10 protein-coding genes are annotated in these 11,737 nt (G+C 61.9%); 2 read left to right on the top strand and 8 right to left on the bottom strand.

The features are described 5' to 3' along the window. Window positions 1-161: 161 nt before the first annotated feature. From OBACDRAFT_RS00065 to OBACDRAFT_RS00045, 6 genes are all read right to left on the bottom strand, one after another. Window positions 162-809, bottom strand: a complete 648-nt coding sequence (locus tag OBACDRAFT_RS00065) for a putative globular PEP-CTERM protein (RefSeq protein WP_081721718.1) — start codon at window positions 807-809, stop codon at window positions 162-164. 87 nt (window positions 810-896) lie between these two features. Then, window positions 897-2,708: an SUMF1/EgtB/PvdO family nonheme iron enzyme gene (locus tag OBACDRAFT_RS24710; protein WP_081721717.1), complete on the bottom strand. Its 1,812-nt coding sequence runs from the start codon at window positions 2,706-2,708 to the stop codon at window positions 897-899. 38 nt (window positions 2,709-2,746) lie between these two features. Beyond that, on the bottom strand, window positions 2,747-2,929 hold the full coding sequence (locus OBACDRAFT_RS27695; RefSeq protein ID WP_157836843.1) for a hypothetical protein: 183 nt from the start codon (window positions 2,927-2,929) through the stop codon (window positions 2,747-2,749). Between the two features lie 97 nt (window positions 2,930-3,026). Beyond that, window positions 3,027-3,767: a hypothetical protein gene (locus OBACDRAFT_RS00055; RefSeq protein ID WP_157836842.1), complete on the bottom strand. Its 741-nt coding sequence runs from the start codon at window positions 3,765-3,767 to the stop codon at window positions 3,027-3,029. 1,397 nt (window positions 3,768-5,164) lie between these two features. Further along, window positions 5,165-7,150, bottom strand: coding sequence for a TonB-dependent copper receptor (locus OBACDRAFT_RS00050; RefSeq protein WP_043581875.1), 1,986 nt, complete (start codon window positions 7,148-7,150; stop codon window positions 5,165-5,167). Between the two features lie 188 nt (window positions 7,151-7,338). Continuing rightward, window positions 7,339-7,806, bottom strand: coding sequence for a hypothetical protein (locus OBACDRAFT_RS00045; RefSeq protein WP_052360781.1), 468 nt, complete (start codon window positions 7,804-7,806; stop codon window positions 7,339-7,341). 131 nt (window positions 7,807-7,937) lie between these two features. Here OBACDRAFT_RS00045 and OBACDRAFT_RS27690 point away from each other — a divergent pair, with 131 nt between their 5' ends. Both OBACDRAFT_RS27690 and mutS read left to right on the top strand, forming a co-directional pair. Continuing rightward, complete coding sequence (locus OBACDRAFT_RS27690) at window positions 7,938-8,099, top strand: hypothetical protein (RefSeq protein ID WP_157836841.1); 162 nt, start codon at window positions 7,938-7,940, stop codon at window positions 8,097-8,099. Next, window positions 8,096-10,771, top strand: a complete 2,676-nt coding sequence (gene mutS, locus OBACDRAFT_RS00040) for a DNA mismatch repair protein MutS (RefSeq protein ID WP_043581874.1) — start codon at window positions 8,096-8,098, stop codon at window positions 10,769-10,771. Before OBACDRAFT_RS27690 ends, mutS begins: the two co-directional genes overlap by 4 nt. Before the next feature lie 21 nt (window positions 10,772-10,792). Here mutS and OBACDRAFT_RS27355 read toward each other — a convergent pair whose 3' ends face one another. Both OBACDRAFT_RS27355 and OBACDRAFT_RS00035 read right to left on the bottom strand, forming a co-directional pair. Then, a complete protein-coding gene (locus OBACDRAFT_RS27355; protein ID WP_112787746.1) occupies window positions 10,793-11,242 on the bottom strand; it encodes a LysM peptidoglycan-binding domain-containing protein in 450 nt (149 codons plus the stop codon). A gap of 56 nt (window positions 11,243-11,298) precedes the next feature. Next, on the bottom strand, window positions 11,299-11,737 hold a 439-nt coding region (locus OBACDRAFT_RS00035), incomplete at its 5' end, for a plastocyanin/azurin family copper-binding protein (RefSeq protein ID WP_043581873.1).

Below are 11,737 nucleotides of genomic sequence, written 5' to 3'. Positions count from 1 at the left end.
ACGCGGCTGCCTTGACAGGAGCGGCGGTCTCCAGGCCGCCGGACGACGCGAAGCGTCGCCCGTTTGAATGATGAACTGCATGAGGCGAGGCGCATTGCGCCTCATCCGGCGGCCTGGAGACCGCCGCTCCTTGCTTCGGCTGCGTAACATCAGTTACTAATTCACCGGCGGCGACGCAGGTAGGCGTAGGCGAGGATCGTCAAGCCTGCGAGTGCGGCATACGTGCTCGGCTCCGGCACGGCGGACGCGCTCAGAGTGAGGCTCGAATACGAATCCACCAACCCGGTAACGGGAGTGCCCAAGGAGTCAGTGGCGGTAGAGCCGCCCGTGGTGCCGTGCGACACACCGGCTGCCACCGCAGCGTTCCAGATGCCTTCAATCGTGCTCAGATCGGCCGCAAGAATCAGATCGAAATCTTGCTGTGTGTGCGGCTGCCCGTCTGTGAAATACTGCCACACACGGATCTCCGTATAGAGCGATCCGTTGTCCGGCGTATTGAAGAAGGTGGTGGTGCCTTGGCCCGGTTCGTATATGCCCGGTTCCACTGACTCGTAGATGTAATATCCTGCATAATCGGACATCTCATATCTCAGGTCGGCGAAGGTGTCCACGCCCGCGCAGATCAGGCCGTTGATGGTATCCTGCACCCAGAAACTAACAACGTAGCCTTGCGCGGATGCCGCCAGTGCTCCCGTGCTGGTGTATACAGGATTATCATACGCGACATTGTCCCAGATGAGGTTGTTGATACCGGCATGGCCGGTGACACTGCCTGCCAGAAGACAGGCGGCCATTAGTGATTTTTTCATAATGATATATCGATTCTGTTATTGTACAATTTCCCCTCCCGTCTTGTCCGGGAGGGAAAGTTCTTGATCCTGATTACCCGGTGGAGATTACCAGGTGATCTCCATGCTGTCGGTGCTCAGGGTGAGCGTCTTGTTCCATGCTGCTGCGGCGGCGTGCCGGAACAGGAAACCTTCGCCGATGCCGGGAACCGGAGCGCCTGTGCTCCCCCAGTTGCCGGTCAGCGAATTGACGGTATAGGTCAGCGCCGAACCATCAGGCATCAGGCGGATGACCGTGTCACCCCGCGTCCTGACGATGCCGAAGTCCTCGGTCGAGGCCGACACCGGGAACGGGCTGGCCGTGCAGGTGTTGATCCCGGCAATGGAGGTGCTGGTGCGGGTGCCCGTCGCCACCACGCCGGTGAAGCTCAGAGTGACCGGCGTCGTGGCAAAGTTGCTGACCAGAACCGCTGTTCCCGTGTCCACAACCAGCGATCCGTTGGCTCCCCATGAACCGGTCAACGTGTTTTTGGTAACGGTGATCATGCCGCCGGTAGAGGCATTCTGGATGGCTACGCTCGACCCGCGGGCCAGCGTGTCGAAGAGGGCCGCCACGGTGTTGGTGGTCTGCACGAACTGATTGGCGACATACGCCTTCCCCTTCGCAGCCACCGTCACGTCATAGACTCCGTCCACGTCGTAGGAGAACTTCGAGTCGTCGTTGATCGTCACGCCGTCGAGCGGGCTTGCGCTGGTGACTACACGGTAGAACTCGGCGGGGGCCGCGCTCCTGGTGAAAGTCAACGTTGCCAGTCCGCTACTGTCGAACTGACCGGCGGTGTCGGACACAAAACCCCATGAGGCGGCATTGCCGAGGAGGTTTTGCGAGGCATACAGGGCATAATAGTTGCCCGCCGTGCCGATCACATTGATCGTGATCGTGCTGCCGTTGATCTCCGGCTCGGACAGCGTCGCGGGCGCTGCTTCCGGCTCAGGCACGGCCGTCAGGTAGGCAACGCGGATACCGAAGGCGCTGCTTACCTCCGCCGAGTCATGGATGTCGCGGCGATACACGGTGGAGAGGTTGAGTAGGTTATTGAAGAACGAGCCCCCCATCACCGCACGGTTACCACCGGAAAAGATAGTATCGTTCCACTCCCACAGATTCCCCCCCTGGTCATACGTTCCAAAATACGATGTCGCTTTTGTGTAACTACCTACATCCGTCACGTTGCCGCTGTTGTTAAAGTTCGCCCCGTTGACGGCATTCGTATCGTTGACCGGATTCGCTCCTCCCGCCCACGGATAATTCGTGTACCCGCCTGCACCGCCATTCAGCGTCGGATTGTAGTACGCCGCCTTGTACCACTCGTCCTCGGTCGGTATCACCCAGCCGGTGCTCGTCGCGTGGTCCGGCAGCAGGCTGAGCGTCGTCGCGCCGCTGAACACATACAGCCCGCTCTCCGTCGTCGTGGCGTCTTGCGCGCCCGTCTTCTGCCCGTTCGTCAGCCAGTTCGTGAACCGCGCCGCAGAGTAAAACGACACAAAGTTCACCGGCTTGTTTCCCCACCCGCCTTTCACCGTGTACGTGTAGCTGCCGGGCGTACCCGCACGGGTAATCCCTCCGTAAATCGTGGCGTCCATATTCGCATGGTAGAGCCCATACGTGTCCGTCGCCGCCACCGCGTTCAAAAACGCCACATACTGCGCGTTCGTCACCTCGTACTTGCCGATCTGATACTCGTAGGCCACGGCTCCGTAGCCGTTGCGATTGACGTTTGAGTCAGGGTCGCCCGCGTTGCCCGCATAGCCGACCGTCACCGTGTCGATCGTTATCGGCTGCCCGGTGGCCGTCGCGGCCCCCAGCGCAGTCAGTGTCGCCAGCAAGGCGGCGGTTATTCTTTTCCTGTATGGATTCATTTTATTTTTGTTGGTTAGTTCTGTTCGTGGTCATGAGGTCAAAGGGGAGGTTGGAGGAGTGGCGTGGGCGGGACGCCCGCATGCTGACGTAGCGCAGGCATCTTGCCTGCCATCTTGTCTATTGCGCGAAGCGCGGTGACTTTTATGGAGTGCGGCGCTTCGCGCAGCAGGCTGGATTGCAGGCGGGACGCCTGCGCTACATCGGAATGCGGGCGTCGCAAGCGACGCCCCTACAGCGGGCGTTTGGCAGAAAAAGCCCGCGCCACTCGGAATATCATTTGGCTTTTGGTTTCTCATAGTGCGGGAGAAAGGGAGAAATCAGCCGGTGCCTTCGGAGTGCTCGGCGAGGTAGGCTTTGGCGGCTACGTCTATAATGTCGCCGGGGATGCCCACGTGGTTGCCTTTGGCGTATCCAAACACCTGCACGCGCCACATCTGCGGTGTGTCGGTGGGGAGGGGGGTGGGGTCTTTGAAGGGGCTTTCGTGCACCACGTGCTCGGCGTCGAACTCGCCCGTGCCGTGGTCGATCTTCACCATGAAATATTGGTAGCCGGCTTTGGTGAGTTTGATGGTGAGTTGGTTGTGGTCGATGTAGGCTTCGTATTGGGGTTTGGTTCCGGTGACCGCTCCGGGGAGGTGTTTGGGCAGGGGATTGAGGCGCAAGAGGTCTTTTATTGCCTGATCGAGTTTGCCGCTCCGGTTGCTGAGGATGTCGTCGCATAGGGCGATGGCCAGGGGGTAGGCTCCGGCTTCGGCGCTTTGGGTGGCTTGGGGGCCGGTGTCGGTGGTGGTGGGGCGCACGTAAACGTGTTGGCCGATGGGGTTCCAGGCGGCTTCGTTTTTGTTGGCGGTGCGTTCTTCGGCCAGACTGCGGGTGGCTTGCTGGTAGCGGTGGGTGTCGGTGAGTAGTTGCGCGGCTTGCACCAAGGGGGTGACTTTTTGACCGATGCCGAGCAGGTTGGCTACGGAGGGCAGTTGTTGCGCAAGGTTGGTCAGCCATAGGTAGGCTTCCGTCTCGGTCGTCGGCAAGTAATTGCGATTAGTGTATTTAGTGGGCATTTTATGCTTTCGTTTTTGGTTTTCGGGTAGGCTGAATGGACGTTTCTCCCGTCGCGGGAGAGCATTCTCCCGTCATGGGAGAGCGTTCTCCCGTCACGGGAGAGCGTTCTCCCGTCACGGGAGAGTATTCTCCCGTCATGGGAGAGCGTTCTCCCGTCACGGGAGAGCGTTCTCCCGTCACGGGAGAGTATTCTCCCGTCATGGGAGAGTGTTCTCCCGTCATGGGAGAGTGTTCTCCCGTCACGGGAGAGTGTTCTCCCGTCGTGGGAGAGCGTTCTCCCGTCACGGGAGAGTATTCTCCCGTCGTGGGAGAGTGTTCTCCCGTCACGGGAGAGTGTTCTCCCGTCACGGGAGAGTGTTCTCCCGTCATGGGAGAGTTGTCTCCCGTCGCGGGAGAGTTGTCAGAAATGACGGGAGAAGGGACGCAATTGCCTGAAGCGTATTGTCTCGTTCCTTCCCGTTTCCGCGTCGTCCCGTCCAGACATGGTACCCCCTTGTTTGGGTGTTCTATGCTGGCACAGCTTAAGCTAAGCTTGGGAGCTTGGGAGCTTGGGAGCTTGGGAGCTTGGGAGCTTGGGAGCTTGGGAGCTTGGGAGCTTGGGAGCTTGGGAGCTTGGGAGCTTGGGAGCTTGGGAGCTTTGTGTAGTCCCGTATGTCGCGTTTAAGCTCATTTTCAAGCAGTTAGCGGGTTTGACCCAAGTGGTTTCGGTTGTTCGTTGATCCGGTGTGCGCGTCCCTGACGCAAATGTGCGGCAGAAAAAGACGGGCTCAGATCAGCGCGTCAAGTCGTTTTATCGGCCCGACGCAAATATTTCGGCAGTTTCATTGAAGGGAACCTCTAAATATTCCCAAGAACCGGACAAGAGCATGAGTTCCATCTTCCATCTGGGAAGCAGAGTTTCACGCCACGGCGCAACGGTCGCCACGCTGAGAGGCAAGAGCAGGCTGATGGCGTTGCGTTCGTCGCGCCGTGGCGTGAAATTTTGATCCCGATCCCCGATCCCCGATCCCGCTTGCGGCGCAGCCCATCTGTCCTCTGTGACTAAAATCACTGATGTTACGCGGACGTTTGCCAAGGAGCGGCGGATCGGATGAGGCCGCCGGACGAGGCGCAACGCGCCTCGCCTCATGCAGTTCATCATTCAAACGGGCGACGCTTCGCTGCCGATCCATCCGGCGGCCTGGAGACCGCCGCTCCTTGCTTCGGCTGCGTAACATCAGTTATAATAAATGAATTACAGAGACATTCATTCGCGAGGAAAATGTCCTTCCACCGGACAGGCCTCCCCAAACTCTGTGCCTCCTCTGTGTCCTCTGTGTAATTTTTAGAAGTTCCCTCAATTTTTAGATCCTCCCTTAACAAGGAGAGCGGCGGTTTCCGACCGCCGCTCTTTCGGTCAGAAAGTGACCTGAAGTTTCATCCACAGGGTGCGGCCGGGTTCGTTGACGCGGACGTTGGTGGCGTAGGCGGGGTCTCCATCACCCGCGCGGTTGACGTGCTCGGCGTAGGTTTTGTCGAAAAGGTTGTCGATGCCCGCCGTGAGCAGGGCGTGAGAATTGATGCGCCAGCCGCCGTTGATCGAGAACACGGCGAAACCGCCCGTGGCGCCGATGTCCTGCCCGGCCACGCTCCCCTGGTTGACCGCGTAGCGGTCCTGCCGGTCAACGAGACGGGCGAGAGCGCCGAGCGACCACACGGGGGTTGTATAGCTGATTCCGATACGGCCTTCGAGCGGCGGCTGTTGCGCGAGCGGAAGGTCGTCGGTGCGGTTTTCTCCGCGCACATAGGCGATGCTCGCATCGAGCTGCCAGCCGCCGCCAAAGGTGTATCCAAAACCGGCTTCACCGCCGAGGGAACGGGCGTCGATGTTGCGGGCAATGGTCTTCGCCATCATGCCCGATCCGGTTTTTTCGATGAGGATGTAGTCGGAAACATCGTTGGCGAAACCGGAGACAAACGCAGTCAGCGGTCCCTTCTTCCATGTCGCGCCGATGTCGAGTTGAGTGGTCTTTTCCGGGTCGGTGTCAAAAGCGCTCGTGCTGCCGGCGCTTTGGTAGCTGAACATTTCCCAGTAATCAGGGGCGCGCTGGGTGTATCCGATTCCTACATACACCGTGACAGGGATGGCGGACAGGTCCTGCTCGTAACGGAGGAACCCGGCGGGCAGGGTCTCGTTGCGGTCGTCGCCGCCGGTGGGGGAGGCGGTGGCGGTGCGTTTGTCCTCGGCGCGCCAGGTGTCGAGCCGCAGGCCGGCGATCAGGCGGTGGCGGGTGGCAAGGGTTTGCGTAGCCTCGGCGAAGAATCCGTAGTTGTCGATCTGCGCGTCATCGACGGACTCCTTGCTGTGCCCGCCGAGCCGGAAGTCGCCGCCGACGTCGAGCCGGGTGTTCTCCGCGGGTGCGAGCGTGGCGAGGGCGCGTCCGCCCCAGAGCGTGTATTCAGGATTCGATGACATCGGCATGGGCATCATCATCGTGGGTGTGAAGGTGCGCAGGCTGTAGTTGTCCATCACATGGTCGATGTGGTTGTAGTAGAAGCTGGCTTCGAGGGATTCGACGAGGGGGGTGAGTTCTCGCTTTTCAAAGCGCAGTCCGACGTTCTGCCGGTCGAGCCGGGCGGCGTCCATCATGCTGTGGGCGTAGGCGGCCTCGCCTTGGCTGAGCGCGCCGTGGAGTTCGATCACGGTGTTTTTGTCGGGCGTCCAGCCCAGGGCGACACGCTCGGTGGAGCGCTCGTAGTGCGAGTGGACCTTGTCGCCGTTGCCGTCCTCGTAGTCGTGGGACTCGGAGCGAACGGCTTCGACCCTGACGTAAAAATCGGGCGTTCCGGCAAGGACGCTGGCGAGTTGGTCGTTGCGGTCGAAGCTGCCAAAGACAAGCGAGGCATCGAGGCTGGCCGTGGGCTGGTCGAGGTGGACCGGGCCGGCCTCGAAGAGAACCACGCCGGCGGAGTTGCCGGGGCCGTAGAGCACGGTCTGCGGTCCCTTGAGCACGGTGACGCTGTCGTAGGCGCCAGGGAAAATATAGGCCGTGGGCGGGTCCATGCGATTGGGGCAGCCGCCGAGGATGCTTTCGTGATCGACGAGGATATCGAGACGCGATCCGGCGGAGCCGCGCAGGATGACTTCGCCGCCAGTGCCGCCTTTGCGACTGACGGAGATGCCGGGCACAGTTTTGAGGATGTCGGCGCCGTCTTGCGCAGGGATGGGCTGGGCAGGGGTTTGCGGATCGATGCGAACCTCAAGCGGCCGGTCCCCCGCTGGCGTGGCCGTGATGACGAGCGGTTCGAGTTGCGTGGCGGGTGCGTCCGCGAAGGTCGCGGCCGGCAGCATGAGGAGAAGCGCGAGGCGCTTGTGGATGAGAGGTGAAAAATGAGAATTCATAGGGAATGAGTTGAAGGTTGTTGTTCCGGCATGTGGCGCACGGCGCGCAAGCGGCGTGTATGCAACATGCGCGAACGGGGCGCGGCGCATGGAGGGCGCAGGCAGGTGCATGACGAACCGGTTTGGTTCCGGCGAAGCCGCGATCCTTGGCGCCTCTGCGTAACACCAGTTATTAACAGGCTGCCACTTCAGGCTCGCGGCGGCGGAACAGGGACGGGGTAGGCGGGAGAAAGCGGTTCGAGCACATCGGCGGCGAACCAAGTGGTCTGCGTTGACACGGCGGGCGTGCCCAACGGGGCCGGGGAAAGGGAGAGAAGGAGTTTGCCGACGGCATCCTTGCCGGCAACCGGAGAGCCGGGCGTGGAGGATGAGGCGGGATCACCATTGGAGGCTTTTTTGCCTTCGGTCACCGTTTCGCAAATACGGCAGCGGGCGTCGCCGCTGAAGGTGTAGCGCACGGCTTCGGCCAGCGACATGTCCAGTTCGGTGGTGTAAGTGACGATCATCCGTCCCCAGCCGACGACCTGCAAAAAATCCCAATGCACGCCCGTCGCCAGTATCCAGGCGGACAATACCGCAATCAGCGCAAACCGCCGGCCATGCCCGGAGGAGCAGGCGTTGCCGGACTGATGGCGGCGGTGGCGGCGAAGCATCATGCGATGAGATTTACGTTTTCGTGGGAAACGGAGGCGGGCAAGTCCGGTGTGGGCGTTGCCCTGAAATGACATCGGTTGTCGTCTGCTCCAGATTCCACCATGGCATCAATCCATATAATTATCCGAACACGATGACGGCTACACTCGCCCCTCCCCCCCCCCTGCTCTCTCTCGCCAGCCAAAATCCTGACCGGTCGCTTTACGCCATCGCCGCAATCAATCAAATCGAACTTGCCTTCACTGCGCTTGAAACACGCATATCGACCCCTATCATTTTCAATTTTCGACGATGACGAAACCCAAGCTCACTCCCATGCAGCAGCAGTATTTTGACGTAAAGCGCGGTCTCGCGCCTGACGTTCTGCTGCTCTTCCGGCTTGGGGATTTTTATGAGATGTTCTACAACGACGCCGTCGAAGCCGCGCGCCTCCTCGGTCTCACCCTTGCCCAGCGCAACGGTTACCCCATGGCCGGCGTCCCCTACCACGCCGCAGACACCTACATCAACAAGCTCCTCGCCGCCGGTCGCAAAGTCGCCATCTGCGACCAGGATGGCCCCGTCAAACCCGGGAAACTCGTCCGCCGTCAGCTCACCCGCATCCTCTCTCCCGGCACCACCATCGAGACCAATCAACTCGACGCCGCCCGCAACCGCTACGTCTGCGCCCTCAATCTCGACAAAGGCGGCCTCGCCGCCGCCTGGCTCGACCTTTCCACCGGTGAATTCAAAATCGCCCATGACCCCGACCCCGCAAAACTCCTCCCCGTCCTCACCGCCATCGCCCCCGCCGAGGTTGTAATCCCCGAACGCGACCTCGAACACTGGCAACACGCCCCGCACGACCAAACCACCACCCACGCCCTCCACGCCTTCGCCACCGAACGCACCGTCACCGAACGCCCGGCCTACCTCTTCGAAACCCTCTCCGGCGCCCGGGCCGTCATGGAAGGCCTCGGCGTTCTCAACCTGCAAGGCTTCGGACTCTCCAACGACCACCCTGCCCTCGGCGCCGCCGGCGCGCTCATCCAATACGCGACCGACAGCCTCTGCGCCCGCCCCGAAAACCTCCGCACCCTCCAGGAATACCGCCCCACCGGCTCCCTCCTCATCGACCCCGCCACCCTGCGCAACCTGGAAATATTCCAGTCCACCCGCGGCACCCGCGAAGGCTCGCTCATCACCGCCATAGACCGCACCACCACCGCCCCTGGCGCCCGCCTCCTCGAACGCTGGCTTGCCTCCCCCACCCTCTCCATCGACGAAATCCGCCGCCGCTCCACCCTCGTTGGTGAACTCATCGCCGCCCCCACCGTTCTTACCGAACTGCGCGGACAACTCGGTGGCATCCGCGACATCCCCCGCATCCTCGGCCGCCTCCAGAACCGCCTCCGCAACCCCCGCGAACTCGGCGGCATCCGCGACACCCTCGCCCAACTCCCCGCCATCGCCGACCTCCTTAAGCGCCTCACCTCCGGCAACGGTCACCAAAAATCCACTACCAACAAAGATGCACCCGCCGCCCGCTCCACCCCGCGCGCGGCCTCCGCCGGTCGCAACCCCGCCCTCATCGCGCATTATCAGGCCCAGATACAAGACCTCCCCGCCCTGCGCCAGCTCCTTGCCAGCGCCCTCGCCGACGAACTCCCCTCCGACATTGCCGACGGCGGCTTCATCCGCTCCGGACACGACGCCGAACTGGACCGCCTCCACTCCCTTACCACCGACAACCGCACCTGGCTCTCCGAACTCGAACGCGCCGAGCAGGAACGCACCGGCATCAAGAGCCTCAAAGTCAGGTTCACCAACAATTTTGGCTACTACATCGAAGTCACCAAAGCCAATCTCCGCCTCGTCCCCGACAACTACATCCGCCGCCAGACCACCGTGAACGGCGAACGTTACATCACCGACGAACTCCGCGAAAAAGAAAAAGAAATCCTCCACGCCGAAGAAAGCGCCCGCGAACGCGAACGCGAACTCCTCACCTCCCTCGTCACGGCCATCCTAGATGAATCCCTCGCCCTGACCCGCACCGCTGAAGCCCTCGCCGAACTCGACGTTCTTGCCGGCTGGGCCATCCTCGCCCGCGAATGGGGCTACTCCCAGCCCGAAATCGACAACGGCGACGTCATCGAAATCATCGAAGGCCGCCACCCCGTCGTGGAGCAAATGATCAAATCCCCCGCGACCAACAACAGCGGCCTCAGCTCCACCACCTTCGTCCCCAACGACACCACACTCAGTTCCACCGACTCCCAACTCGCCCTCCTTACCGGCCCCAACATGGCCGGCAAGTCCACCTACATCCGCCAGGTCGCCCTCATCACGCTCCTCGCGCAAATCGGCTGCTGGGTCCCCGCCAAAACCTGCCGCATCGGTCTCGTCGACCGCATCTTCTCCCGCGTCGGCGCCAGTGACGACCTCGCCCGCGGCAACTCCACCTTCATGGTCGAGATGAACGAGACGGCCAACATCCTCAACAACGCCACCGACCGCTCCCTCATCATCCTCGACGAAATCGGACGCGGCACCTCCACCTACGACGGACTCAGCATCGCCTGGGCCGTCGTCGAGCACCTCCACGCCGATCCCGAACGCGGCCCCCGCACCCTCTTCGCCACGCACTACCAAGAACTCACCCAACTCGAAAAACACCTCACCCGCCTGCGCAACTACTCCGTGGCCGTGAAGGAGTGGAACGACGAAATCGTCTTTGTCCGCCGCGTCGTCCCCGGAGCCGCCGACCGCAGTTACGGCATTCAGGTCGCCCGCCTCGCCGGCCTCCCCGCCTCGGTCATCGAACGCGCCAAGACCATCCTCGCCAAACTCGAAGGCGACGACAACCAAACCGACACTCCGGCCACTCAAGTCACCCTCCCCCCGGTCGCTCAACCCAACGCCCGCCCGCGAAAAAAAATCACCGTCAAGGAAGGCGTCCCCGACCCGCAACTCGCGTTTTTCTGACGTCCCCCCTCCGGGTGTAACTCAAACCGATGTCAGCGGCATTTCGGCGAGAGGGAGCGGCGGCATCCTGCCGCCGGTTTGACGTAGCGCAGGCGTCCCGCCTGCAATCCAGCCTGCTGCGCGAAGCGCCGCACTCCCTGAAAAAAGACACCGCGCTTCGCGCAATAAACAAGATGGCAGGCGAGACGCCTGCGCTACGTCGGAAGGCAGGCAAGAAGCCTGCGCTACGCGTGGCGCGGGCGTCCCGCCCGCATCGGAACAGAATGCGGGCGAGAAGCCCGCGCCACTTTTGATGCCGACCCGACCCAGCGCCGCGACCGACACGCCATAACGCCTCGCAATCGCGCTGAGCGTTTCCCCCCTTCTCACCAGATGCACCCGTTCCGCCGCCGCGAGCAGGGTGGACGGCGTCAGCGCCAGCCCGAGAAGCGCCAGGCCTGCCGCCTGCAAAAATCTGCGCCGGGTCGTCATATCCCGAACACCTTAACATCCCCGTCAACGCACCACGCCCGCCCGCCCGCCACGCCTCACGGCGTCACCGCCAGCACGCCCTTCATGCCCAATTCATAATGCGCGGGGAAGCTGCACACATACGGGTAACTCCCCAACTCGGCGGGCGCGGTGATCTCCACGCGGTCAAATTCCCCCGGCCCCAGCATCTTCGTTGCCGCCAGCACCTGTGAACCCAATTCCGGCGGCAGATACTCGGTGTCCTTCGCCTTGACCGCCGCCTGACAATACGCGCGCCCGTCCACCCCCTTTTTGAGCAACACCCAATTGTGTCCCATCGCCTCCTTCGGCTGGCGGCCAATGTTTTTCAGAATCACCACAAACGTCTCCCCCGGCGACACCTCCAACCGCGTCAGGCCAAACTTCATATTATCGTCCCCCGTCACCACAAACACCCGCCGCCCCGCCGCCTTGTCGGCATTGGCCGCCGCCTGAACCGCCGCATCGAACGCAGCC

It is taken from the genome of Geminisphaera colitermitum TAV2 (assembly GCF_000171235.2).
Classification (GTDB): domain Bacteria; phylum Verrucomicrobiota; class Verrucomicrobiia; order Opitutales; family Opitutaceae; genus Geminisphaera; species Geminisphaera colitermitum.
The sequence above is the reverse complement of the archived record's forward strand: the minus strand, read 5'-3'. Positions and strand labels throughout refer to the sequence as shown.